Genomic DNA, 23714 nt, shown 5'->3' with positions numbered 1-23714 from the left:
GGCGGCCAGCGGGGCTGCGCTAACGGCGGGGGCGGAACAGTTTCGGCAGCAGGGTGACCAGCTGCTTGCGCTCGTCGCCTTGCGCGTGGTGCAGCGCTTGCTGCGGGCCGTGCAGGAACTTGGCCGTCAAGCCTTTCGACAGCGCTTCCAGGACGGCGTCGATGTCGGCGCCCTTGGCCAGCATCTTGCGCGCCCGTTCCACTTCTATCAGGCGCAAGGATTCGCTGTTTTCATGCAAATGCTGGATGACGGGCACCATGGCGCGGTCGTCGACCCAGCTCATGAACGATTGCACGCGCGTCTCGATGATGGCTTCGGCTTGCGCCACGGCCGCTTGCCGGCTTTCCAGGCCCGTCTGCACGACCTTGCCCAGGTCGTCGACCGTGTACAGGAAGACGTCGTTCAAACGGCCCACTTCCGCTTCGATGTCGCGCGGCACGGCCAGGTCGACCATGAACATGGGCTTGTGGCGGCGCGCCTTGATGGCGCGCTCGACCAGGCCCAGGCCCAGCAGCGGCAACGACGACGCCGTGCACGAGATGACGATGTCGAACTGGTGCAATTGCTCCGGCAAGTCGGCCAGGCGGATGGCCTTGCCGTTGAAGCGGTGCGCCAGTTCTTCGCCCCGCTCCATGGTGCGGTTGGCAATGGTGATGCTTTTCGGGTTTTGCGCCGCGAAGTGCGTGGCGCACAATTCGATCATTTCGCCGGCGCCGATGAACAGCACGTTCTGCTCGGCAATCTTGTCGAAGATGCGCTGCGACAGGCGCACGGCGGCGGCCGCCATCGACACGCTGTGGGCGCCGATTTCCGTGCTGCTGCGCACTTCCTTGGCGACGGAAAAGCTGCGCTGGAACAACTGGTGCAGATATGTGCCCAGGCCGCCCGCCTCGTCGGCCGTGCGGATGGCGTCCTTGATCTGCCCCAGGATCTGCGTTTCGCCCAGCACCATCGAATCGAGCCCGGAGGCGACGCGGAAGGTGTGGCGCACGGCATCGTGCTGCGGCAACATATATAAGTGGGGGCGCAGCTCGCTGTAGTTGAGCTTGTGATAATCGGCCAGGAAATGCGCGCCCGCGTCGAGCGGATTGGGCACGTGGCTGGCCGCATACAGCTCGGTGCGGTTGCAGGTCGACAGGATGGCCGCTTCGTCGTTGTCGCGCAAGTCGATGCGCTGGAACCAGGTGCGCGCCGCCATCACCGCCTGGCCCAGGTGCTCAGGCGCAAACGCCAGCTGTTCGCGGAGCGACACTGGGGCGGTGGTATGGTTGAGGCCTACGGCGAGCAGTTGCATTTCAGGGCTGTTGGGATGGCTTATGCCGACATTATAACGCTTTGTGCCCGTGCTTTGAGCAGGTCAGCCGTTTGCCGCCGTTCAGCCGCCCAGTTTTTCCAGGCGATAACCGTAACTGTAGACGGGTACCAGCCTGTAGCCGTGTTCCGGTTTCAGCTGCAGCTTGTTGCGCACGCGCGAGACGTGGGTATCCATGGTGCGCGAGGGCAGGGCCGTGTCGCGCTGCCACACGGCTTCGTGGATGTAGGCGCGCGACAATGGACGGCCCAGGTTGCGGAAAAACAGCAGCGCCAGGGCGAATTCCTTGTGCGTCACGTCGAGCACTTCGCCATCGCGCAGCAGGCGGCCGGGACGGGTTTCAAACGTGTAATGACCGAATTGCAAGGTTTCGGCGCCATTCTGGGCCGGGTACGCCACGCGCAGCAGCGCCTGGGTGCGCAAGGTCAGTTCGCTGCGCCGCAAGGGCTTGATCATGTAGTCGTCGGCGCCCGCCGTCATGCCCGCCACCACATCGTCTTCGCCGGAACTGTTGGTCATAAACAACACGGGCGCCTTGGGCGCCAGTTTTTCCCGGGCACGGCGCAAGACTTCGGCACCGTCCAGATCGCTCACATGCCAGTCGAGGATGAGCATGTCGCAACTGTCCTTGCGCAGTTGCCCCAGCATGTCCTTGGCACTCTGAAACTCGTGGCAAGCGTGGCCGGCGGCGGTGAGCACCTGGCAGATCAGTTCTGCCTGGCTATGGTCGCTATCGAGTACGGCAATTCGCATAATGGGCTGGAGTGTGTAGCAACAAACAGACGGTCCGCTCTGCTTATCGTAATGTTAAGGAATGCTCAAGTGAAATATAACAGAGATTGCAACTGTGTCCAGTGAAATCGGCAGCGCAGGCCTTTACGTTACACTTGTTCATCTACCCATCACTCGCGGAGAAACGGCCATGGCAGACAAGAGCACCACCGATTGGACCCTGATACCGGCCAGCCGCGCGGACATCGAGCAAGTGCGCGAGCGTTGCCGGCGCCTGGTGCAGCGGCGTGCCATGATGTCGGCGGGCGCCTCTGCCATCCCCATTCCCGGCATCGACCTGATGTCCGACGTGGGTCTGTTTTCCATGCTGATCAACGATATCAACCACGAATTCGGCCTCACGCCCGAGCAGATCGAGCGCCTCAACCCGCAGTTCAAGATGATGGCCTACCGCGCGGCGGTGGGCATGGGCGGCATGCTGGTGGGAAAGTTGGTGTCGCGCGAACTGATCCTCCAGCTGCTCAAGCGCAGTGGCGTCAAGATTGCCACCAAGCAGGTGGCGCGCTTCGTGCCGTTTGCCGGCCAAGCGGTGGCGGCAGCCATCGGCTACGCCGTGTTCCGCCAGATCGGCAACCAGCACGTGAACGCCTGCGCCGCGGTGGCGCAGGAATTGCTTACGGTCAGGCCGGATTAGGCCTTACGCGTCCGGCAGCACCACGTTGACGTCGAGTACTTCCAGGTTGCCCTGGCGGTCCAGCGAAATCTTGATGTCGTCGGCATTGACCTTGGTGTACTTGGAAATGACGGCGATCAATTCCTTGTGCAGGGCGGGCAGGAAGTCCGGACCATCGCGTCCGCTGCGTTCGCGGGCGATGATGATCTGCAGGCGTTCCTTGGCCGCGGTGGCCGTCTTCGGCTTGGGGGGGAACAGGAAAGAAAGCAAGGCCATATCACTTCGCCCCAAAAATGCGCTGGAGTAATCCAGGCTTTTCATAGTTGGTAAAGCGCAACTCGACATCTTCGCCGAGGAAACGCGAGACCACGTCTTCATAGGCTTGCGCCACGTCCGTGCCCGTGAAATGGATGGCCGGGTTGCCCTGGTTCGAGGCGGCCAGCACTTGCTCCGATTCCGGAATGATGCCCACCAGCGGGATGCGCAGGATTTCCTGCACGTCCTGGTAGGACAGCATTTCATCCGATTCCACGCGTTTCGGCGAGTAACGGGTGATCAGCAAATGTTCCTTGACGGGCTCGCCGCCCGTCTGCGCGCGGCGCGACTTGGCTTGCAGGATGCCCAGGATGCGGTCCGAATCGCGCACCGACGACACTTCCGGGTTGGTGACGATGATGGCTTCATCGGCAAACGTCAGCGCCATCAGCGCGCCATGCTCGATGCCGGCCGGCGAATCGCAGATGATGAATTCGAAGCCCATGTTGATCAGGTCGTTCAACACGCGTTCCACGCCTTCTTCCGACAAGGCATCCTTATCGCGCGTTTGCGAGGCTGGCAGGATGAACAGGTTGTCGCAGTGCTTGTCCTTGATCAAGGCCTGGTTCAGGGTTGCTTCCTTGTTGATCACATTGATCAGGTCGTAGACGACGCGGCGCTCGCAACCCATGATCAGGTCGAGGTTACGCAGGCCCACGTCGAAGTCGAGCACGGCTGTCTTGTGGCCGCGCATGGCCAGGCCAGTGGAAAAACTGGCGCTAGAGGTCGTCTTGCCGACACCGCCCTTGCCGGACGTCACAACAATAATTCTTGCCACAAATAATCCTTTTCAGATATCTCTTGAATTGTGCAGCTTAAGAGCGGTTCACGGGAGTGACCGGATTGACAGAGTGTATATCGATTCTGTCTCCAGCCAAACGAATTTGCGCGGGTCCGCGCGCCATTTCTGCGGGGAAACCATCCTCGAACGTGCGGTACACGCCGGCGATCGAGACCAGTTCCGGTTCCATGGCCAGCGCGAAGATGCGCGCCTGGGCATTGCCCGAGGCGCCGGCCAGCGCGCGGCCGTACAGCGAGGAATATACGTGGATGCTGCCGTCGGCGATGATTTCGGCGCCATTGTTGACGACGGCGGTGATGATCAGGTCGCAGCCGCGCGCATAGATGCGCTGGCCGGCGCGCACGGGCGTGTCGATCACCATCACCTGGGCGTCGGCGCCCGACTGGGCGGCGGCAGTGGGCGTATCCTTGGGACCATCCTTGGGCGGCGCATCGTCGCGCGTCTTGCCGCTGTCGAGGCTCAAGCCTTGCGCCAGGATGGCGTCATGCATGTCGGCCGGGGCATTGCGCACGGCCACGGCATTCAAACGGTATTTTTTCAGCAAGGCCACGAGGGCGGCCCAGTCGATGGGCACGCTGCCGGGCGGCAAGGCCGCCACGTCCAGCACGGCCAGGTCGTCCTCGAAAAAGTCCGCCACGCCTCCCGTCATGTCGCGCAAGGCGGCATCGAGTGCCTGCGTATCGGCGCTATGCAGAATGGCGGAGACGGCAACGACGGTGGAAATCTTGATTTCGATAGGCTTCTGCGACGGGCTTTTGGACATAAACATTTATCAAAGTGAAACTGCGGCAGGCCAGATGTTCCGTACGGCAACAATGGGAGCAGTAAATTTCTTGCATTCTACTGCAAAAAAATCGGCATCAGGGGCCTGGCGCGTGCTATTCCGCAGGGCAACACCTACTTCACGTCAAAAAAAACGGACGGCGCCCCGGAAAACCGGTGCGCCGCCCCGAAAGCAGCCGAGAATGCGGCTTGAGTCCGCCTATCAAAACCTGCTGCGCGTCGTAATTTGCGGTCTGCGATGCTCACTGTACCTTCATACAGTTGCGCTTCTCAAGCACAACTTTCTTCCGCTCGCTACGGTTTTGTCAGGCCTTGCATGACCTTGTCATATTTTCATCACGCCGCGCGCATCTGCCGTGCTGCCGCGACCATGTTTTGCAAGGCCGCCTCCGTTTCCGCCCAGCCCCGCGTCTTCAAGCCGCAATCGGGGTTGACCCATAAATGCGCCGGGGGAATGACGGCGCTGGCCTTTTGCAGCAATGTCACCATGTCGAGGGTCGAGGGGATGCGCGGCGAGTGGATGTCGTATACGCCGGGGCCGATTTCGTTCGGATACTGGAACTGGCCAAAGCCCGCCAGCAGCGCCATGTCCGAGCGGCTCGTCTCTATCGTGATGACGTCGGCATCCATGGCGGCGATCTGCGGCAGGATGTCGTTGAACTGCGCATAGCACATGTGGGTGTGGATCTGCGTCGTGTCGCCAACGACGCAGGCGGCGATGCGGAAGGCGCGCGTGGCCCAGTCCAGGTAGGCGTCCCACTGGCCGCGGCGCAGCGGCAAGCCTTCGCGCAGGGCCGGCTCGTCGATCTGGATGATGCCGATGCCGGCCCCTTCCAGGTCGGCTACCTCGTCGCGCATGGCCAGGGCGATCTGCAGCGCCGTGGTGGCGCGCGGCTGGTCGTCGCGCACGAACGACCATTGCAATATCGTCACCGGACCCGTCAGCATGCCCTTCATCGGCTTGTTCGTCAGACTTTGCGCGTGCACCGTCCAGGCCACCGTCATGGCGGCCGGGCGCTGCACGTCGCCGTAGATGACGGGCGGCTTGACGCAGCGCGAACCGTACGATTGCACCCAGCCGTGGCGCGTGAAGACAAAACCGTCCAATTGTTCGCCGAAGTATTCGACCATGTCGTTGCGTTCCGCTTCGCCATGCACGAGCACGTCCAGGCCCAGCGCTTCCTGGCGGCTCACGGCGTGGGCGATTTCGGCGCGCATCTGCCGTTCATACTCGGCGCTCGCCAGTTCGCCCCGCTTGTGGCTGGCGCGGGCGGCGCGGATGGCCGGCGTCTGCGGGAAGGAACCGATGGTCGTCGTGGGGAAATCGGGCAGTTGCAAGCGCGCGCGCTGCATGGCTTGGCGCTGCGGGAAGCTGGAATCGCGGCGGTCCACGGTGGGAGACAGTGCTTGCAGGCGCTGCGCCACTTGCGGGCGGTGCACGCGGGGACTGGCACGGCGGCTGGCGACAGCCCGGCGGGACTGTGCCAGTGCGGCGTCATCGGGGTGGCCGGCGAGCGCGCCCTTGAGGATGGCGATCTCCGCCAGTTTTTCCGTGGCAAACGCCAGCCAGTTGCGGATGTCGGTGTCGAGCTCCGTTTCCGCTTCCAGGCTGAACGGCACGTGCAGCAGCGAGCACGACGGCGCCAGCCACAGGTGGCCGTCGCGCCTGGCTGCCAGCGGCCGCAGCACGGCCAGGGCCGCGTCGAGGTCGGTACGCCAGATATTGCGCCCGTCGACGATGCCAATCGACAAGACTTTATGCGCGGGCAGCCAGTCCGTCACGCTGATCAATTCATGCGGCGCGCGGATGCTGTCCACGTGCAGGCCGGCCACGGGCAGGCGGCACGTCAGGCTGAGGTTTTCTTCCAGCGGCGAGAAATACGTGGCCAGCAGGATATTCACGCCCACCTGGTTCAACTGCCAATACGTGCTTTCGAAGGCGCTGCGCCACGCATTGGGCAAGTCCAGGCCCAGGATCGGCTCGTCGAGCTGCACCCACGTCACGCCTTGCCGCTTCAGGCGGTCGAGCAGGGCGCCGTAGACGGGCAGCAATTGTTCCAGCAGGGCCAGGCGATCGAAGCCTGGCGTCTTTTCCTTGCCCAGCCACAAGAAGGTGAGGGGGCCGATCAGGGCCGCCTTGACCGGGTGGCCCAGCGCCTGCGCCTCGGCCACTTCCGCCAGCAGGCGCTCGCAAGCGAGCGAAAAGCGGGTCTGCGGCGACAGTTCGGGCACCAGGTAATGGTAATTGGTGTCAAACCACTTGGTCATTTCCAGCGCGGCAGTGCCTGCGGCGTGTGCATGGTGCGCGTGGCCGCAGCCGGCATGGGCGGCGTGCGTGTCTGCGCCGCGCGCCATGGTGAAATAGCGCGCCAGCGGCGATTGCTCTGGCGCAAAGTGGAAACGGGCCGGTTCGCAGCCCAGCAGCTGGATATGGCTGGCCACCTGGTCGTAAAAGGCGAAGTCGCCCACGGTGACGTAATCGAGGCCGGCGTCGCGCTGCTGGGCCCAGTGGCGCGCGCGCAGTTGCCGGCCCGTCGCTTCCAGGTCCGCCTCGGACAGCTCGCCACGCCAGTGGCTTTCCAGCGCCAGTTTCAGTTCGCGCGCGGCGCCGATATGGGGAAAGCCAAGGACGTGGGTACGAATGGTCATGATGTCATCGAGATTTAATGTGAATGCGCTAGAGTGTGCGGCAACTTGATCTATAATCAAAACGAAACATTTTGCCGAATAACATGAAAATAATTCACGCACAGAATCCATTTCTCCGATGCTAGAAATCCGTCACCTGCGCACCTTGAGTGCCCTGCGTTCGTCCGGCAGCCTGGTGCGCGCCGCGCAGCTGCTCAACCTGACCCAATCGGCCCTGTCGCACCAGATCCGTTTGCTCGAAGAGCGCTACAAGGCGCCATTGTTCGAGCGCAAGTCGATGCCGATCGCGTTTACGGCCACGGGCAGCCGGCTCTTGGCCCTGGCCGACAAGCTGCTGCCCGAGATCGAGCTGGCCGAGCGCGACGTGGCGCGCCTGTCGCAGGGCGACAAGGGACAGCTGCGCGTGGCGCTCGAATGCCATACCTGTTTCGACTGGCTCATGCCGGTGATGGATGCCTTCCGCCAGCGCTGGCCGGAAGTGGAGATCGACCTGGTTTCCGGCTTTCACAGCGAACCGGCGGACTTGCTGCGTTCGGGCGAGGCGGACCTCGTGATCGGCTCGCCGTACGGCCCCGATTTCACCGTGTTTCCCCTGTTCCGCTTTGAAATGCTGGTGGTGATGGCGCAAAAGCACCGGCTGCAGGCGCAGCGCCGGCTGGCGGCGGCCGACTTCACGGGCGAAACATTAATTACCTATCCCGTGCCGGAAGAGCGCATCGACCTGATCCGCGAAGTGCTGCGGCCGGCCGGCATCGCGTTTGAACGCCGCACGGCCGAATTGACGGTGGCCGTGCTGCAACTGGTGGCGAGCCGGCGCGGCATTGCCGCCTTGCCGAACTGGGCCATCAAGAATTACGTCGATTACGATTACGTCGTGGCGCGCCCGGTGGGCGAACACGGCTTGTGGAGCGATTTGTACGTGTCCGTGCCCGAGCATCTGCAGGACAAGGCGTACGTGCGCGATTTCGTCAGCGTGATACGCGAGCAGTGCGCAGCCTCGCTCGACGGTATCAAGTTGTTGTCCTGACCAGCGTTGGGTTGGAAACAAACCAACAGCAAAGTTTGATAAATATCAAGGTTCAGCAATGAACCACCGCTTACAGTTGAGCACTGTGCGGCGCAACATGCGCTGCCTACTCTTTGGGGGAGGAACACGATGTTTTCATTTTCCGAACAATGGGCACGGGCCGGCAAGGCCGTGGTGGAAGCACAATTGATCAGCGCGCAAGCGTATGCGCAGGCCGCTGTCGACAGTGGCGCCAGCGTGCTGGAATTGCAGCTCGATGCGGCCCGCACGGCGCTGGCGGCCGCTACTGTGGCGGGCAATCAGCTGCTGTCCGCGAAGGACCCGCAAGCGCTGCTGGAACTGTCGCGCACGCAGTCGCAACTGGCCATCGAACGCATCGGTGCATATAGCCGCCAGGCAAAGGATGTTGCTCAAGAAACCCAGGAGAAATTCGACACTGTGACAAAGGGTGAGTTTGCTGCATCGCGTCAAAAATTTGGCGAGCTGTTGCAGGTGGTAAAGCAAACGCCCGTACCCCTGATTATTCCCTTCAATAATTTTCTAAAAACCACTTTCGGCGGCGCCGATGAAGGGTATGATAAAAATAAAAACACGCGTCCTGCTCGCCAGGCGTAAGCGCGTTGCGGCCCGGCAGCGGCTATCCGCCGCGCCAGGCCGCCCGCCGCCACCGCAGGCAGGCTGTCATCGCCGCCGCCTGCGGTGCGGCGCTGGAACTGCGGCGCATGCCGCGCTAGAATGAAACACAGCTTGCTGTGTCTTCCCGGATTCACAGGATTCCAATGGGATTCTATTAGCACCTTGACCTTGGCCCTCGTGGCCAGCATATCGGAGAAATAAATGGATGATGTCGTAATCGTGGCCGCCGGCCGTACCGCAGTCGGCAAATTCGGTGGCAGTCTGGCCAAGATTCCTGCGTCCGAACTGGGCGCGCATGTAATCAAGGGCTTGCTGGCACAAACCGGCATCGACCCGAACCTGATCGGCGAAGCGATCCTGGGCCAGGTGCTGACGGCTGCTGTCGGCCAGAACGCCGCGCGCCAGGCCGTCATCAAGGCCGGCCTGCCGAGCAGCATCCCGGCATTCACCATCAACAAGGTATGCGGCAGCGGCCTGAAGGCCACGCACCTGGCGGCGCAAGCGATCAAGTGCGGCGACGCCAACATCATCATCGCCGGCGGCCAGGAAAACATGAGCGCTTCGCCGCACGCGATGAACGGCTCGCGCGACGGTTTCCGCATGGGCGACTTCAAGATGATCGACACCATGATCGTCGACGGCCTGTGGGACGTGTACAACCAGTACCACATGGGCATCACGGCGGAAAACGTCGCCAAGAAATACGAAGTGACGCGCGCCGAGCAGGATGAATTCGCGCTGCAGTCGCAACTGAAGGCGGAAGCGGCGCAAAAGGCGGGCAAGTTCAAGGATGAAATCCTGCCGCTGGAGATCGCCAACAAAAAAGGTACCGTTGTCTTCGACAGCGACGAATACATCAAGCCCGGTTCGACCCTGGAATCGCTGGCCGGCCTGCGCCCCGCGTTCGCCAAGGACGGCACCGTCACGGCCGGCAACGCTTCCGGCTTGAACGACGGCGCCGCCGCCGTCATCATGATGTCCGCCTCGCAAGCGAAGGAACTGGGCTTGAAGCCGCTGGCGCGCATCAAGGCTTACGCCTCGTCGGGCCTGGACCCGGCCGTCATGGGCATGGGCCCCGTCTCCGCATCGCGTCTGTGCCTGAAAAAAGCCGGCTGGACGCATGAAGAGCTGGACTTGATGGAAATCAATGAAGCGTTTGCCGCGCAAGCGATTGCCGTCAACAAGGAAATGGGCTGGGATACCAGCAAGATCAACGTGAACGGCGGCGCGATTGCCATCGGCCACCCGATCGGCGCGTCCGGCGCGCGCATCCTGGTCACCCTGATCCACGAAATGATCCGCCGCGACGCCAAGAAAGGCCTGGCAGCACTGTGCATCGGCGGCGGCATGGGTGTAGCTTTAGCCATCGAGCGGGATTAATCGCTAGAGCGCCGCATCCAGGCCGTCGCGCGCTGTGCGTGACGACTGGGTGCGGTACGCCGCCGTCACGCGGCGGAGCTGGATTGCTTTCATTAAATTATTAATTTTTTAGCAACAGAACGACACTGAGGGGATGAAAATGGCAAGAGTTGCATTGGTAACTGGTGGCATGGGTGGTCTGGGCGAAGCGGTGTGTTTCAAGCTGGCGGCGCTCGGCTATCGCGTGGTGACCACATATTCCCCAGGCAATCCGAAGGTCGCGGAATGGCTGGCGACGACCAAGGACATGGGCTACGACTTCAAGGCGTATCCGTGCGACGTGGCCGACTACGATTCGGCGGCGGCCTGCGTGGCGGCCGTGGAAGCGGAAATCGGTCCTGTCGACGTGCTGGTGAATAACGCCGGCATCACGCGCGACATGACGTTCAAGAAGATGGACAAGCCGAACTGGGACGCCGTGATGGGCACCAACCTCGATTCCGTCTTCAACATGACCAAGCCCGTCTGCGACGGCATGGTGGAACGCGGCTGGGGCCGCATCATCAATATCTCGTCCGTGAATGGCCAGAAGGGCGCCTTCGGCCAGACCAACTATTCGGCCGCGAAAGCCGGCATGCATGGTTTCACCAAGTCGCTGGCGCTGGAAGTGGCGCGCAAGAACGTCACCGTCAACACCATCTCGCCAGGCTACATCGGCACCAAGATGGTCATGGCGATTCCGCAGGAAGTGCTCGACAGCAAAATCATCCCGCAAATTCCGATGGCGCGCCTGGGCAAGCCGGAAGAAGTGGCCGGCCTGGTGGCTTACCTGGCTTCCGATGAAGCAGCCTTCGTCACGGGCGCCAACATCTCGATCAACGGCGGCCAGCACATGTCGTAATCGTTGTTGAGGTAAAACAAAAAGACAGCTGCGGCTGTCTTTTTTATGCTTGCAAGCAAAACAAGGGACTCGCCGGATTTGCCTTAAAATCAGTATTTCTCCACTGCATCATCTCCATGACCCTAGTTCCCGCCTTGCGCCGCGCCAGCGTGGCCGCCATCCTTTTCCTGGGCGCCAGTGCGGCCCAGGCCAGCGTCGCGTTCCACGTCACGGTGGTGACCGAACGGGTCGTCAAACCCGGCGTGAAAACCAGCCTGCCCGCGCGCGAGACGCAGGAAAGCGATGTCGTGCTGGGCCCCCATTACCTCAGCGTGCGCGATGGCATGAGCTTGTCCATGTTCGATTTTGCCACGCGCCGCCGCTACCTCATCGATACGGCGGCGGCAACCTATGACGGTTATTCGCTGTTCGACGCCGTCGGCTTTCGCGCCATCGAGTTGCGCCACCGGCAGGGCATCGCCGGCATGCTGCAGGCCGGCAAGCTGGAACAGCACGCGACCTTGCCCGTGTATGAAGAGCAGGCGTTATCGGTGCTGGCGCCAAGGCGGCGCGGCGCGCTGACCCCTCAAGTGCTCGACGGCGCCGTGCTGTGGTCACTCGACGGGCAGCCCCTGCTGCGCCTGGGGATAGCCGGCAGCCCCGTCAGCGGCGCCGATGCGACGGCGTTTGCCCAGTTTCTGCGCTACACCTGGGGCGGCCACCCGCTGGTGCTGAAGATGCTGGCCGATGGCAAGCGCATTCCCGCCGACTTTACCTTGCATTACCAGGAGGTGGGCGGTACGGCCACGCGCCATTTCCGCATCGGCGCCATGACGGCGGGGGCGCCCGCCACGTATTCCCTGGCCGCATACCGGCCACGCCCGCTGGCGGCCGGCGCGTCGGCGCTTGAGCGCGTGCTGGCGCAGGCGTCGCTGTTGCCGCCGCTGAGTCCGCAGGCGCATCCGGCGTTGCGCACCGAGGCGGAGCGCCTGTTTGCGGCAGAAAAACCCTTCGAGGCTTTCTTGACCTTGCTGGAAGACCATTTTTCCACGGGCGCGCTGGTCGACAAACTGACGCCCCAGCAGCAGCGGGCCATGCAGGAGTGCCAGCCCATCCACGACTTGACGCGCGCGCTGCTGGCCAAGGATAAAGGGGGTGTCGCGGCCGCGCTGGCCGCTGTGCAGGAAGCCAGGACGCAAACGGGGATGCAGCAGCCCGTCCTGGCCCTGTTCGAAGGCAATTTGCGCGCCAAGCTGGGCCAATGGCCGGAAGCGACGGCCCTGTATCTGCAAGTGTTGCAAGCCAAGCCGCACATGGCGGCCGTGTACCAGGACCTGGGCGACGCCTTGCTGGCGCAATTCGATGCGCCGAATGCCTGGCGCAGCTGGGATGCGGGCCGGGCCATGGCGCCAGGTCTGCGGCAATTTCGCAAGGTCAACGACTTTGAGCGCAGCCTGCTGGCCGATTACCCGGCCTTCTTCATGGATGCGATGGCCGATCAGCCCAGCACCAGCCGCCCGGCCAGCAGCACGAACACGGCAGGCAGCACGAACTTGCCGTAAGGCGAAGGCTTGCCGCGCAGGCGGCGCGCCAGGCGCGCGGCCAGCACGGCGTACAGGGCGTCGAACAGCAGGCCCACCAGCACCAGGACGGCGCCCAGGCGCAGGTATTGCATGCCGACCTGCTCGCTGCCGACGACGAATTGCGGCAGGAACATGCTGCAAAACAGCAGTGCCTTCGGATTGAGCAGATTCGTCAGGAAGCCGCGCACCAGGCTGGCGCGGGCGCCATGCGCCGTGGCGGGGGCGGCCGCTTCCTGTGCCGTTTTGCTCGACAGGGCCGACTGCAGCAGGCGCAGCGCCAGGTACAGCAGGTAGGCGGCGCCCGCCCATTTGACCCACTGCAAGGCTTGCGGATGCGTCACCATCAGCGCCGCCAGGCCCGCGCCCGACAGCGCCACGTGGACGGCGCGCGCGCCGGCAATGCCCACGGCCGTCACCAGCGCCGTGGCCACGCCGCGCGCGGCGCCCGTCGCCAGCACCAGCGCCATGTCGGGGCCCGGTAATAAAAAGGCGCCGGCCAGTGCCAGCAGGTACATCAGGAAGGTAGAATCGGACATGGCTCGGTCGAAAAGAAAAGCGGGAGCATGCACACGGTGCGGCCTGCTCGCCGGGTCCCATTATGTTCTTGCGGCGATGAAATGTGCTTGCTTTTCCTGCCCTGCATGCCCTAGTATTCGGGTAGATTCCACTCGTATAAAAACAAAAAATAGATGAAAATTTCAGAAGTTAGCCTCGACGCCACCGATTTGCAGATACTCAGGCTGTTGCAGGATGAAGGACGGCTGTCGAATGCGCGCCTGGCCGAGCGCTTGAAACTGAGCGAAACCCCCGTCTGGCGCCGCTTGCGCCGCCTGGAAGAGGAGGGTTTCATTACCGGCTACCAAGCTTTGCTTAACCGCAAGAAGCTGGGCATCGGCCTGGTGGCGTTCGTGCGGGTCGTGTTTGCCAACCATGGCGGCGAACAGCCGTCGCAGTTCGAGCAGGCGATCGCGACGATTCCCGAGATCTTGTCGTGCCACAATGTGGCGGGGGAAGCCGATTATTTCCTGCAAGTGGTGGCGCGCGACCTGGAAGCGTATGGCGAATTCGTCTCGACCGTGCTGCGCCGCCTGCCTGGCGTGGCGGAAATCCAGTCCAGCCTGTCGATGCGCGAAATCAAGTCGTCGAACCGCCTGCCCTTGCTGCTGGCCTGAGGCGCCGGCGGCGCACTATAATTGGAACAGTTGCCAGGACTCGTGCCTGGCGCCCCGACTGTCATTCTGAGGACCGCCATGCCCGATTCTTTGTCCCCCCTGTTTCCCGTCCTGTCGCCGAACCGGCACGGCATGCTGGCGGTCGATGACATCCACACCATTTATTGGGAAGAGTGCGGCAACCCCGACGGCATTCCCGTGCTGTTCCTGCACGGCGGCCCGGGAGCGGGCCTGTCGCCGCAGCACCGTCGCTTTTTTGACCCGCAGCGCTACCGCGTGATCCTGTTCGACCAGCGCGGCGCGGGCAAGTCCACGCCGCTGGGCGAATGGCGCAACAATACGACGCAGCTGCTGATCGCCGATATTGAACGCTTGCGCGTCCAGTTCGGCATCGAGCAATGGCTGGTGTTTGGCGGCTCGTGGGGTTCGACCCTGGCGCTCGCGTATGGCCAGGCGCACCCCGAGGCTTGCCTCGGTTTCGTGCTGCGCGGCATTTTCCTGTGCACGCAGGCGGAAATCGACTGGTTCATCGAGGGCGTGCGCTGGTTCTATCCGGAACTGTACGCGGAATTCGCCGCGCCTATTCCCGCAGAGGAACGGGGCGACTTGCTGGCGGCCTACGTGAAACGCATCCTCAGCAGCGATCCCGCCGTGTACTGGCCAGCCGCGCGCGCCTGGAGCCGCTTCGAAGGCCGCCGCGTGTACCTGATGCCGCAGCCGGAAGATGCGCCGAACGATGCGCTCGACCTGGGCGTGGGCCGGCTCGAATCGCACTACATGGCCAACCTCGGCTTCTTCGAGGAAGACCAGCTGATCCGCAACATGGCGCGCATCGCGCATTTGCCGGCCGTCATCGTGCAAGGCCGCTACGACGCCATCTGCCCGCCGCTGTCGGCCTACCGCCTGCAGCAAGCCTGGCCGGGCGCGCAGCTGGAAATGATCCCGGATGCGGGCCATGGCGCACTCGAGCACGGCATCGCTTCGGCGCTGGTGCGCGCCACCGAGCGCTTCGTGCCGGGGCGCGGTTTCGCATGACGCCAGAGCCCGCCGGTTGGCAAAGCGGCCAGCCGGCGTGCGCCACCTGCTACACTATGGCCTGTGCTGGCGCCACGGTCGGGCGCCGGTGTAAACCCACGACTTTTTATCCATGAACATACAGATCGGCGACATCGGCCATATCATCCAGCTGGCGATTGCGCCGGTTTTCCTGTTGACCGGTATCGGCACCATGCTGGTGGTGCTGACCAACCGCCTGGGCCGCATCATCGACCGCACGCGCGTGCTGGAAGACCGGCTCGACATCGGCTACAACGATTTCTATATGGATGAGCTAGATACCTTGTATCGGCGTACCCATCTGATCAATTACTCGATTTCGCTCAGCACGGCGTGCGGTTTCTTCGTCTGCGTCATCATCGCCATGCTGTTTTTGGGCGATATTCTGAACCTGACCCTGGACAAATACATCGCGGCCTTCTTTGTGCTGGCCGTGATTTGCCTGATCGGCTGTTTTATTTATTTACTGCGCGAAATTTATCTGGCCGCGACGGCCCAGCGCATCCGGCGCCATATCCGCCCGCCACGTTAAGCGGCGCGCCGGTTTTACCCTACTATTGAAGAACGAGTCCAGCATGCACGATTACAAACGTCCCCCCACCCTGCACCGCTACGGCCAGCGCAGCGAACTCGAGCTGGCGCTGAGCCTGGGCCAGTTCCGCCTGATGCCTGCGGGCAATTGTCTGACCCTGAGCTTTTCCCAAGTGTGGGACAAGCAACTGTTCGACCTGTTCGCCCCGGCCGACGCCTGTTTGATCATCCACAATACGGAAGAATTCGGCGAACGCCTGCACCGCGCCGTGCAGCGCACCTTGCCCAGCTGGGCCGGCATCGATGGCCTGGTCGAGTATGGCCAGCGCGCCGCCCTGGGCGCCGCCTTCACCAAGACGCGCGCCGAGGCGTTGGAACAGGAATGGCTGTTCGCCTGGCGCTCGATGCAGCCGCAGGCGAGCCTGAATCCCGTCACGGTAAAGCTGGGCAGCCTGGAAAACTTCGCGGAAATCCGCGACCGCGATACCTACCTGGCGTAGTTTTATCCGGATTTATCGGCGTACTGGCTGTCGATGCGTGCGAGCACGGCCGCCATCATGCGCTCGATATCGCCGCGTATCATGGTCGTGCCCAGCATGCCGGGCACGTAGAAGCCCGGCATCAGCCGGCTGGAAAAGACGATGCGCGTGCCGCCCGTCTCGGGGATGGGGTACAGATTCCAGCGCGATTCGTAATGCCGCATGTCGCCCGAGATCAGGGCGATGTCGATGGCCGTAAACGGCGTTTCCGTGGCCCGCACCACCAGGTGGATGGGGTGGTTCATGAACAGGAAGCGCGCCATGCCCTGCTGTTCGATGATGACTTCATTGCCGTTGCGCGACAGCACGCGGCAGGAACTCAGGTCCGGCACGAATTCATGCATGCGCTCGTAGGTGGTCAGGGTCTTCCAGACGGACGCCGGCGGCGCCTGCACGCTGCCGCTGGCATCGACTTCATACATGCGCTGCCCGTCGACCTCGATGCGCTTGACGTCGACCTTGAGCTTGTCCATGCGTATCGCCTGCGCCAGCGCGGTAGCGGGGACGGCGCACAGCATCAGCAGGCAAAGGAAGAGTCGCGTCATGCACCTAGCCTACGGGAAACTTGCGCCCGGCACAAGCTGTACGCATCGCCGGCCCGTGCGCCGGGCGATTTAGAACTCCCGGTCTAGAGAAATACGCTGCGGCGAGCGGCAATGCTTGCTACCGTACGGCCTGCATACCACCTCTACCGGACCGATCACCATGACTGCCTATCCCCACCTGCTGGCCCCGCTCGACCTGGGTTTTACCTCTTTGCGCAACAGAGTCATCATGGGGTCCATGCATACGGGCCTGGAAGACCGTTTTTATCATTATGGCAAGCTCGCCGCGTTTTACCGCGAACGGGCGCGCGGCGGCGTGGGGCTGATCGTCACGGGCGGCATCTCGCCGAACCGCCAGGGCTGGCTGCTGCCGTTCGGCGGCACGCTCAATTTCCTCGGCGACGTGCCGAACCACCGCAAGGTGACGCGCGCCGTGCACGAGGAGGGCGGCAAGATCGTCATGCAGATCCTGCATGCGGGCCGCTATGGCTATCAGCCGTTCGTCGTCTCGGCGTCGGCGAAGAAATCGCCGATCTCGCCATTCCGCCCCCGTCCCCTGAGCGAACGGGGCATCGAGCGCACCATCTGCGACTACGTGCGCTGCGCGCGCCTGGCGCAAAAGGCCGGCTATGACGGCATCGAAGTGATGGGCAGCGAAGGATACTTATTGAATCAATTCCTGTGCGCGCGCACGAACCTGCGCCAGGACCGCTGGGGCGGCAGCATCGAAAACCGCATGCGCCTGCCCGTGGACATCGTGCGCCGCATCCGCGCCGCCGTCGGCCCCAACTTCATCATCATGTACCGCCATTCCCTGCTCGACCTGGTCGAGGGCGGCAATACCTGGGATGACGTGGTGGCGGTGGCCAAGGCCCTGGAACACGCGGGCGTGACGATTCTCAATACGGGCTTCGGCTGGCATGAGGCGAGGGTGCCCACCATCGTCACGTCCGTGCCGCGCGCCGCCTTCGCTTCCGTGGCGGGCCGGCTGCGCCGCGAAGTCGGTATTCCCGTGGTGGCGTCGAACCGCATCAACATGCCGCACGAAGCGAACGCCATCCTGGAGCGGGGCGACTGCGACCTGGTGTCGATGGCGCGCCCCTTCCTGGCCGACCCCCATTTTGTCGCCAAGGCCGCCTCCGGGCGCACGGACGAGATCAACACCTGCATCGGCTGCAACCAGGCGTGCCTGGACCACACGTTTGCCAACAAGCGTGCCAGCTGCCTCGTCAACCCGCGCGCCTGCCATGAAACGGAACTCGTGTACGCGAAAAAGGCCGTGCCGCGCCGGGTGGCCGTCGTCGGCGCCGGACCGGCCGGCCTGTCCGCCGCCTGCGTGGCCGCTGAATGCGGGCACGAGGTGACCCTGTTCGACAGCAGCGACAGCGTGGGCGGCCAGTTCAAGGTGGCCATGCAAATTCCCGGCAAGGAAGAATTTACGGAAACCATCCGCTATTTTGCCCGCCGGCTGGCACTGCTGGAAGTCAAGCTGCGCCTGGGCCAGCGCGTGACGCGCGAGCAATTGCTGGCCGGCGGCTATGACGACGTCATCGTCGCCACCGGCATCAAGGTGCGCTTGCCGGCCATTCCCGGCATTGACCACCCGAAAGTGCTGTCGTATCTGGATGTGCTGCAAAGCAAGAAGCCTGTCGGCGCGCGCGTGGCCATCATCGGCGCGGGCGGCATCGGCTTCGACGTGGGCGAATACCTGCTGCACGACCCGGCGCACCCGCTGCCGCTGCCCGTGGCCACCTGGGCAGGCGAGTGGGGCGTGGACCTGGATGCGGCCACCGGCGGCGGCCTGGTGGCGCCGGTGGCGCCTGCGCCCGTGCGGCAAATCTTCCTGTTGCAGCGCAAGGCCTCGAAAGTGGGCGCGGGACTGGGCAAGACGTCGGGCTGGGTGCACCGCGCGGCGCTGGCGAGAAACGGCGTGGCCATGCTGGCCGGCGTGAGCTATGACAAGATCGACGAGCAGGGCTTGCACATCACCGTGGGCGGCGAGCAGCGCCTGCTGGCGGTGGACAACGTGGTCATCTGCGCGGGCCAGGACAGCTTGACGGAGCTCATGCCGGACATGGGCAAGGATGGCAAGCCGCTGGCCACCGGCGGCCCCCGCTTCCATAAGATCGGCGGCGCCGCGCTGGCGGCGGAACTCGACGCCAAGCGGGCGATACGGGAAGGCGCGGAACTGGCCGCCAGCCTGTAAAAAGAAAGCCTGCCGGCTGGGAGCGGGCAGGCTTGCTGGACGGAAAGGGCGCCGGCTTAATGCCCGCCATGCCCCTTCTTCGCCGCATCAAAACTCTGCAGCACGTGCTCGGCCATGCCATTGGCCAGTTCGTGCTCGCCGATGAACACCTTGCCCGCGTTTTCCGCGCGCAGCAATTCCGCCTCTTCCTCGCTGTGCGTGCGCACCACCGTCATGATGTTCGGGTTCAGCGCGCGCGCCGTCTCGATCATGGCGCGCACGTGGAAGGTGTCCGGCGTGGCGATGACGAGCATGGTGGCGTGCGTGATGTGCGCCTGGATCAGCACGGCCGGTTCGCCCGCATTGCCGGCCACGGCCGGAATGCCCTGCTTGCGCAGCTGGTCGACGATTTCGCGGTTTTCCTCGGCCACGACGAAGTGGATGCCCCGTTCCATCAGGGCGGCGGCGATGCGCCGGCCCACGCGGCCATAGCCGACCAGGACGATCTGGCCCGACAGTTTTTCCTGCGGCACCGTCATCGGCAGCTCGGCCAGCGGGTCCGTGGTGCGTTCGAACTTGCGCGCGAAATCGCTGTTGCTCATCACGCGCAGCAGCGGCTTGGCCATGCTGAACACGAGCGGATTCAAGGCGATGGACAGGATGGCGCCGGCCAGGATCAGGCTTTGGCCTTCCTGCGGCATCAGGCCCAGCGACAGGCCCAGCGCGGCCAGGATGAACGAGAATTCGCCGATCTGCGCCAGGCTGGCCGAGACGATGATGGCCGTTTTCGGCGGATAGCGCAGGGCCATCACCAGCAGGAAGGCGGCGATCGACTTGCCGAAGATAATGATGGCGCACACGGCCAGCACTTGCAGGGGCTTCTCGATGAGGATGTTCGGCTCGAACAGCATGCCGACGGACACGAAGAACAGCACGGCGAACGCGTCGCGCAGGGGCAAGGACTCTTCCGCGGCGCGGTGGCTGAGTTCCGATTCGCGCAGCACCATGCCGGCGAAGAAGGCGCCCAGCGCGAAGGACACGCCGAACAGCTTGGTCGACGCATAGGCGATGCCGACGGCGGCGGCGATCACGCACAGGGTGAACAGTTCGCGCGAGCCGGTGCGCGCCACTTGCCACAGGATCCACGGGAACAGCTTGCGGCCGACGACGAGCATGAAGACGATGAAGCCGGCTACTTGCCCCAGGGTAATAGCCAGGGTTTGCCACAGGCTGACGGCCTCGGCATCCGGTGCGACCTTGCCGCCCAGCACGCCGGCAAACGCCGGCAGCAGCACCAGCACCAGCACGGTGACGAGGTCTTCCACCACCAGCCAGCCGACGGCGATGCGGCCATTCAGGGAATCGAGGATGCCCCGCTCTTCCAGCGCGCGCAGCAGCACCACGGTACTGGCGACCGATAGGGCCAGTCCAAAGATCAGTCCACCACCGAGGGTCCAGCCCCACCAGTGGGCCAGGCCCATGCCCATCGCCGTGGCGACGCCGATCTGCAGGATGGCGCCGGGCAGCGCGATCTTGCGCACGTCCCACAAATCCTCGATGGAAAAGTGCAGGCCGACACCGAACATCATCAGCATCACCCCGATTTCCGCCAATTGTCCCGCTATTTCCGCATCCGCCACAAAACCGGGCGTGGCCGGTCCGATGATGATGCCGGCGGCCAGATAGCCGACCAGGGCCGGCAGTTTCAGGCGCGCGGCGATGAAGCCGAAGATGAGGCCGAACCCGAGGGCGGCGGCGATGGTGGTGATCAGGCTGATGTCATGGGGCATGCGTGTGGGGTTCCTTATGGGGACGTGCGGATGGAAAAAGATGTTGCTCAGCGACCAAGTATAAACGCATCAAAGCCCCTGCCGGAAAATTTCCTGCGGCTTTATTGCAAAAAACCTGTGCTATATCTTCGTCCAGGTGGCCACGAACGCATGTTATCCACCCGGATCTTCGCCTAATTCAAGGACTCCACCCTATGCCACCCCGTGTCTCTACACCTTGCGCACGATCACGCAGCCGATGGAATAACCGGCGCCGAACGAGCAGATGACGCCCGTGGCGCCCGCCGCCATGTCATCCTGATACTTATGGAAGGCGATGATGGAGCCGGCCGACGAGGTGTTGGCGTAGGTGTCGAGGATCACGGGCGCTTCGTTGGCTTCCGCGTCGCGGCCCAGGATCAGGCGCGCGATCAGCAGATTCATGTTCAGATTCGCCTGGTGCAGCCAGTAGCGGGAGACTTGCGCCACTTCCACGCCGGCCTTGGCCAGGGTCGTCTTGATCATCTCGGCAGCCATCGGGCACACTTCCTTGAACACCTTGCGGCCTTGCTGGCGGAACAATTTATCCGCCTTGCCCATGCCGGATTCGTCAAAACGGTTGAGGAAGCCGAAATTGTTGCGGATGGCGTTAGAAAAGCGCGTTTTCAGTTCCGTGCCGATGATCTCGAACTGGTGCTGCGAGACGGCCGTGTCTTTCGCTTCGACGATGATGGCGGTGCAGGCGTCGCCGAAAATGAAATGGCTGTCGCGGTCGCGCCAGTTCAGGTGGCCGCTGGTGATTTCCGGGTTCAACACCAGCACGGCGCGCGCCTGGCCGCTTTGCACGGCGGCGACGGCTTGCTGGATGCCGAAGGTGGCGGACGAGCACGCCACGTTCATGTCAAAACCATAACCATCGATGCCCAGCGCATCCTGCACTTCCACGGCCATGGCCGGGTAGGCGCGCTGCATATTGCTGCAAGCCACCAGTACCATGTCGATATCGGCTGGCGTGCGGCCGGCGCGCGCCAAGGCGTCGCGCGCAGCGGCGACGGCCATTTCCGCCTGCAGCGACAGTTCGTCATCGCCACGCTCCGCAATGCGCGACACCATGCGGGCCGGATCGAGGATGCCTTCCTTTTCCATCACGAAGCGCGACTTGATGCCGGACGCCTTTTCGATGAAGGCCACGCTCGACAGGTCCAGCGCCGTCACCGTGCCCGCGGCGATCGCGTCGGCATTGTCGGCATTGAATTTTTCCGCGTAGGCATTGAAGCAGGTGACCAGCTCTTCGTTGGAGATCGAAAATGGCGGCGTGTACAGTCCGGTACCGCTGATGACGACTTGTTTCATGGTTAAACTTTCAAATTTGGCAATCGGCGCGATGCCGATAAGTGAAGCAAATTTTACACAAACGGGCTCGACTGTAGAGAGTTTCGTGTTGCGGGGCGGGGGGAAGTGTGGCGGAAGATTGATTTTTGTCGCGTGGAGGGGGTAACGGGGGGCATGGCGCCCCCCGCGGTGCTGCTGGCGCTATTTGGCTACTTACTTCTTCTGTTCTTGCTTGACGTCGGCTTGCACCACCACCGGTTCGGCCTTGGCCAGTTGCACCGGCAAACCTTTCAGGTGGTTCAGCGCCTGGTGCAGCTGGAAATCGTCCTGGCTGCCGAATTCCAGCGGTTTGCGGGTCTTTTCCAGGGCGATGATGCGCAATTGCTCTTCCATTTCGTCGTTGACGGGGGCGGCCTTGGCGCTTTCCTTGTCGCGGTCGTTGCTCAGGTGCTTGGAGAGGTCCGCTTCGCGGATGCGCAAGCCGTTCAAGCCGTCGCCGTCCGCATTTTCATCGACCAGCAGGTCGGGCACGATGCCCTTGGCCTGGATCGAGCGGCCGTTCGGCGTGTAGTAGCGGGCCGTCGTCAGCTTGACGGCCGTGTCGGCAGTCAATTGGCGGATGGTTTGCACGGAACCCTTGCCGAAGGTTTGCGTGCCGATGATGGTGGCGCGCTTGTAATCCTGCAGGGCGCCGGCGACGATTTCCGAGGCCGAGGCGGAACCCGTGTTGACGAGCACCACCAGCGGCACTTTTTTGATGGCGGCCGGCAATTTCGCCAGGGCATCGCCTTCCGAGCGGAAGGTATAGTATTCGGCGCGGCCATAAAATACCTGTTTCGAGTCCGGCAACTGGCCGTTGGTCGAGACGATGGCCGCGTCCTTCGGCAGGAAGGCGGCCGAGACGCCGATGGCGCCTTGCAGCACGCCGCCCGGATCGTTGCGCAGGTCGAGCACCATGCCCTTCAGGTTCGGGTCTTGCTTGTACAGCGCCGTGATCTGCGCGGCCATGTCGTCGACGGTCGGTTCCTGGAATTGCGACACGCGCAGCCAGGCGTAGCCCGGCTCGACCATTTTCGCCTTCACGCTTTTCTGGTGGATTTCCTCGCGCGTGATGGTGAAGGCCAGCGGCTGTGGTTCATCCTTGCGGGCAATGGTCAGCGACACCTTGGTGCCCGGCTCGCCGCGCATGCGCTTGACGTTGTCGTCGAGGCTGACGCCTTTCACGGGCTGGCCGTCGAGGCGGGTAATCAGATCGCCTGCCTTGATGCCGGCGCGGTAGGCGGGCGAATCCTCGATGGGTGAGACGATCTTGATGTAGCCGTCTTCGCTCAGGCCAATTTCAATGCCCAGGCCGACGAACTTGCCTTCGGAGCCTTCGCGCAGTTCGGCGTAGGCTTTCTTGTCCAGATAGGCGGAATGGGGGTCGAGCGAGGCGACCATGCCGGAAATGGCGTCTTCCAGCAATTTCTTGTCTTCGACGGGTTCCACGTAATCGGACTTGATCAGGCCAAACACATCGGCCAGCTGGCGCAGCTCTTCCAGCGGCAGGGGCGGCTCGACGTTTTTTTGCGCCATGGCGGAAAATTGCAGCGACACGGCGACGCCGGCCACCACGCCCAGGCCGATCAAGCCGGTATTTTTGAGTTTGCCCATCATTGCACCTTTGCAGCTAGCGTGTCTTGCACAAGCGCCAGTCCCCGTGGAGCGGCGCTTTCCTGAAAGTATAGACCTGAATCTCTGCCGGCGTGGGCCGGCCGTGGAAAAAGCATGCCTGGGCCCAGTCTACGCGCGAAAACGGGCTCGCCAGCTTGCCATATGTTGCGGTTTTGTATGC

Annotated in this window: 22 protein-coding genes; 11 read left to right on the top strand and 11 right to left on the bottom strand. The window is 63.2% G+C overall.

Going from position 1 to position 23714, the window contains the following annotated elements; genetic code table 11:
• Nucleotides 1-19: 19 nt before the first annotated feature.
• Both hemA and VPH40_RS12505 read right to left on the bottom strand, forming a co-directional pair.
• Nucleotides 20-1294: a glutamyl-tRNA reductase gene (hemA, locus tag VPH40_RS12510; protein WP_328573580.1), complete on the bottom strand. Its 1275-nt coding sequence runs from the start codon at nt 1292-1294 to the stop codon at nt 20-22.
• A gap of 81 nt (nt 1295-1375) precedes the next feature.
• Nucleotides 1376-2065 carry a response regulator transcription factor gene (locus tag VPH40_RS12505; protein ID WP_099665880.1) on the bottom strand — a complete coding sequence of 230 codons (690 nt, stop codon included), beginning with the start codon at nt 2063-2065 and terminating at the stop codon, nt 1376-1378.
• 169 nt (nt 2066-2234) lie between these two features.
• Between VPH40_RS12505 and VPH40_RS12500 the strand changes: the two genes are divergently transcribed.
• Complete coding sequence (locus VPH40_RS12500; RefSeq protein ID WP_251349519.1) at nt 2235-2738, top strand: YcjF family protein; 504 nt, start codon at nt 2235-2237, stop codon at nt 2736-2738.
• Between the two features lie 3 nt (nt 2739-2741).
• Here the strand turns inward: VPH40_RS12500 and minE are convergent, their stop codons facing one another.
• From minE to metE, 4 genes are all read right to left on the bottom strand, one after another.
• On the bottom strand, nt 2742-2993 hold the full coding sequence (gene minE, locus VPH40_RS12495) for a cell division topological specificity factor MinE (protein WP_034752886.1): 252 nt from the start codon (nt 2991-2993) through the stop codon (nt 2742-2744).
• A 1-nt stretch (nt 2994) separates the two neighbouring features.
• Nucleotides 2995-3810, bottom strand: a complete 816-nt coding sequence (gene minD, locus VPH40_RS12490; protein WP_034783730.1) for a septum site-determining protein MinD — start codon at nt 3808-3810, stop codon at nt 2995-2997.
• Between the two features lie 37 nt (nt 3811-3847).
• Nucleotides 3848-4597: a septum site-determining protein MinC gene (minC, locus tag VPH40_RS12485; protein ID WP_035828495.1), complete on the bottom strand. Its 750-nt coding sequence runs from the start codon at nt 4595-4597 to the stop codon at nt 3848-3850.
• A 356-nt stretch (nt 4598-4953) separates the two neighbouring features.
• Nucleotides 4954-7266, bottom strand: coding sequence for a 5-methyltetrahydropteroyltriglutamate--homocysteine S-methyltransferase (metE, locus tag VPH40_RS12480; protein WP_328573579.1), 2313 nt, complete (start codon nt 7264-7266; stop codon nt 4954-4956).
• 118 nt (nt 7267-7384) lie between these two features.
• On the opposite strand from metE, the gene VPH40_RS12475 reads away from it, so the two are divergent.
• From VPH40_RS12475 to VPH40_RS12455, 5 genes are all read left to right on the top strand, one after another.
• Nucleotides 7385-8293 carry a LysR family transcriptional regulator gene (locus tag VPH40_RS12475; protein WP_099665877.1) on the top strand — a complete coding sequence of 303 codons (909 nt, stop codon included), beginning with the start codon at nt 7385-7387 and terminating at the stop codon, nt 8291-8293.
• Between the two features lie 129 nt (nt 8294-8422).
• A complete protein-coding gene (locus tag VPH40_RS12470; protein ID WP_077398509.1) occupies nt 8423-8908 on the top strand; it encodes a phasin family protein in 486 nt (161 codons plus the stop codon).
• A 222-nt stretch (nt 8909-9130) separates the two neighbouring features.
• Nucleotides 9131-10309, top strand: a complete 1179-nt coding sequence (locus VPH40_RS12465; protein ID WP_034783723.1) for an acetyl-CoA C-acetyltransferase — start codon at nt 9131-9133, stop codon at nt 10307-10309.
• Nucleotides 10310-10448: 139 nt separating this feature from the next.
• On the top strand, nt 10449-11189 hold the full coding sequence (gene phbB, locus VPH40_RS12460) for an acetoacetyl-CoA reductase (RefSeq protein ID WP_035823615.1): 741 nt from the start codon (nt 10449-10451) through the stop codon (nt 11187-11189).
• 116 nt (nt 11190-11305) lie between these two features.
• Nucleotides 11306-12730, top strand: coding sequence for a hypothetical protein (locus tag VPH40_RS12455; RefSeq protein WP_328573578.1), 1425 nt, complete (start codon nt 11306-11308; stop codon nt 12728-12730).
• Here VPH40_RS12455 and VPH40_RS12450 read toward each other — a convergent pair.
• A complete protein-coding gene (locus VPH40_RS12450; RefSeq protein WP_251349515.1) occupies nt 12667-13287 on the bottom strand; it encodes a LysE family translocator in 621 nt (206 codons plus the stop codon). The genes VPH40_RS12455 and VPH40_RS12450 overlap by 64 nt on opposite strands.
• Before the next feature lie 153 nt (nt 13288-13440).
• Here VPH40_RS12450 and VPH40_RS12445 point away from each other — a divergent pair, with 153 nt between their 5' ends.
• The 4 genes from VPH40_RS12445 (at nt 13441) to VPH40_RS12430 (ending at nt 16010) form a co-directional block, all read left to right on the top strand.
• On the top strand, nt 13441-13923 hold the full coding sequence (locus VPH40_RS12445) for an Lrp/AsnC family transcriptional regulator (protein WP_034752896.1): 483 nt from the start codon (nt 13441-13443) through the stop codon (nt 13921-13923).
• Nucleotides 13924-14001: 78 nt separating this feature from the next.
• Nucleotides 14002-14958, top strand: a complete 957-nt coding sequence (gene pip, locus VPH40_RS12440; protein ID WP_328573577.1) for a prolyl aminopeptidase — start codon at nt 14002-14004, stop codon at nt 14956-14958.
• 112 nt (nt 14959-15070) lie between these two features.
• Nucleotides 15071-15511 carry a DUF2721 domain-containing protein gene (locus VPH40_RS12435; RefSeq protein WP_034783716.1) on the top strand — a complete coding sequence of 147 codons (441 nt, stop codon included), beginning with the start codon at nt 15071-15073 and terminating at the stop codon, nt 15509-15511.
• 43 nt (nt 15512-15554) lie between these two features.
• The gene (locus tag VPH40_RS12430) at nt 15555-16010 is read left to right on the top strand and encodes a hypothetical protein (protein ID WP_251349513.1); all 456 of its coding nucleotides are present in this window, start codon (nt 15555-15557) and stop codon (nt 16008-16010) included.
• A gap of 2 nt (nt 16011-16012) precedes the next feature.
• Here the strand turns inward: VPH40_RS12430 and VPH40_RS12425 are convergent, their stop codons facing one another.
• Entirely contained in the window at nt 16013-16594 is a 582-nt protein-coding gene (locus VPH40_RS12425; protein ID WP_289905923.1) for an SRPBCC family protein, read from the bottom strand.
• Between the two features lie 160 nt (nt 16595-16754).
• Here VPH40_RS12425 and VPH40_RS12420 point away from each other — a divergent pair, with 160 nt between their 5' ends.
• The gene (locus VPH40_RS12420) at nt 16755-18800 is read left to right on the top strand and encodes an NADPH-dependent 2,4-dienoyl-CoA reductase (protein ID WP_328573576.1); all 2046 of its coding nucleotides are present in this window, start codon (nt 16755-16757) and stop codon (nt 18798-18800) included.
• Nucleotides 18801-18856: 56 nt separating this feature from the next.
• On the opposite strand, the gene ybaL is transcribed toward VPH40_RS12420, so the two are convergent.
• The 3 genes from ybaL to VPH40_RS12405 form a co-directional block, all read right to left on the bottom strand.
• The gene (gene ybaL, locus VPH40_RS12415; protein ID WP_176381492.1) at nt 18857-20569 is read right to left on the bottom strand and encodes a YbaL family putative K(+) efflux transporter; all 1713 of its coding nucleotides are present in this window, start codon (nt 20567-20569) and stop codon (nt 18857-18859) included.
• A gap of 210 nt (nt 20570-20779) precedes the next feature.
• Nucleotides 20780-21901 (bottom strand): beta-ketoacyl-ACP synthase III, encoded by a 1122-nt coding sequence (locus VPH40_RS12410; RefSeq protein WP_289912507.1) that lies wholly within the window; start codon nt 21899-21901, stop codon nt 20780-20782.
• A 192-nt stretch (nt 21902-22093) separates the two neighbouring features.
• Nucleotides 22094-23536 (bottom strand): S41 family peptidase, encoded by a 1443-nt coding sequence (locus VPH40_RS12405; protein WP_099665870.1) that lies wholly within the window; start codon nt 23534-23536, stop codon nt 22094-22096.
• Nucleotides 23537-23714: the final 178 nt, after the last annotated feature.

The sequence above is a fragment of the Janthinobacterium sp. P210005 genome (assembly GCF_036231865.1).
In the GTDB taxonomy this organism is placed as follows: Bacteria; Pseudomonadota; Gammaproteobacteria; order Burkholderiales; family Burkholderiaceae_D; genus Janthinobacterium; species Janthinobacterium kumbetense.
Note: the sequence above shows the minus strand (reverse complement) of the source record. Positions and strands in the feature narration are given on the sequence as shown.

Bases quoted from the DNA above. Each gene is read 5' to 3' on its own strand.
- hemA (WP_328573580.1), bottom strand. From the start codon at position 1,294: ATGCAACTGCTCGCCGTAGGCCTCAACCATACCACCGCCCCAGTGTCG.
- VPH40_RS12435 (WP_034783716.1), top strand. From the start codon at position 15,071: ATGAACATACAGATCGGCGACATCGGCCATATCATCCAGCTGGCGATT.
- VPH40_RS12405 (WP_099665870.1), bottom strand. From the start codon at position 23,536: ATGATGGGCAAACTCAAAAATACCGGCTTGATCGGCCTGGGCGTGGTG.
- ybaL (WP_176381492.1), bottom strand. From the start codon at position 20,569: ATGCCCCATGACATCAGCCTGATCACCACCATCGCCGCCGCCCTCGGG.
- VPH40_RS12500 (WP_251349519.1), top strand. From the start codon at position 2,235: ATGGCAGACAAGAGCACCACCGATTGGACCCTGATACCGGCCAGCCGC.
- VPH40_RS12475 (WP_099665877.1), top strand. From the start codon at position 7,385: ATGCTAGAAATCCGTCACCTGCGCACCTTGAGTGCCCTGCGTTCGTCC.
- metE (WP_328573579.1), bottom strand. From the start codon at position 7,266: ATGACCATTCGTACCCACGTCCTTGGCTTTCCCCATATCGGCGCCGCG.
- minE (WP_034752886.1), bottom strand. From the start codon at position 2,993: ATGGCCTTGCTTTCTTTCCTGTTCCCCCCCAAGCCGAAGACGGCCACC.
- VPH40_RS12420 (WP_328573576.1), top strand. From the start codon at position 16,755: ATGACTGCCTATCCCCACCTGCTGGCCCCGCTCGACCTGGGTTTTACC.
- VPH40_RS12455 (WP_328573578.1), top strand. From the start codon at position 11,306: ATGACCCTAGTTCCCGCCTTGCGCCGCGCCAGCGTGGCCGCCATCCTT.
- VPH40_RS12470 (WP_077398509.1), top strand. From the start codon at position 8,423: ATGTTTTCATTTTCCGAACAATGGGCACGGGCCGGCAAGGCCGTGGTG.
- VPH40_RS12410 (WP_289912507.1), bottom strand. From the start codon at position 21,901: ATGAAACAAGTCGTCATCAGCGGTACCGGACTGTACACGCCGCCATTT.
- VPH40_RS12430 (WP_251349513.1), top strand. From the start codon at position 15,555: ATGCACGATTACAAACGTCCCCCCACCCTGCACCGCTACGGCCAGCGC.
- VPH40_RS12465 (WP_034783723.1), top strand. From the start codon at position 9,131: ATGGATGATGTCGTAATCGTGGCCGCCGGCCGTACCGCAGTCGGCAAA.
- pip (WP_328573577.1), top strand. From the start codon at position 14,002: ATGCCCGATTCTTTGTCCCCCCTGTTTCCCGTCCTGTCGCCGAACCGG.
- minC (WP_035828495.1), bottom strand. From the start codon at position 4,597: ATGTCCAAAAGCCCGTCGCAGAAGCCTATCGAAATCAAGATTTCCACC.
- VPH40_RS12505 (WP_099665880.1), bottom strand. From the start codon at position 2,065: ATGCGAATTGCCGTACTCGATAGCGACCATAGCCAGGCAGAACTGATC.
- VPH40_RS12450 (WP_251349515.1), bottom strand. From the start codon at position 13,287: ATGTCCGATTCTACCTTCCTGATGTACCTGCTGGCACTGGCCGGCGCC.
- VPH40_RS12425 (WP_289905923.1), bottom strand. From the start codon at position 16,594: ATGACGCGACTCTTCCTTTGCCTGCTGATGCTGTGCGCCGTCCCCGCT.
- phbB (WP_035823615.1), top strand. From the start codon at position 10,449: ATGGCAAGAGTTGCATTGGTAACTGGTGGCATGGGTGGTCTGGGCGAA.
- VPH40_RS12445 (WP_034752896.1), top strand. From the start codon at position 13,441: ATGAAAATTTCAGAAGTTAGCCTCGACGCCACCGATTTGCAGATACTC.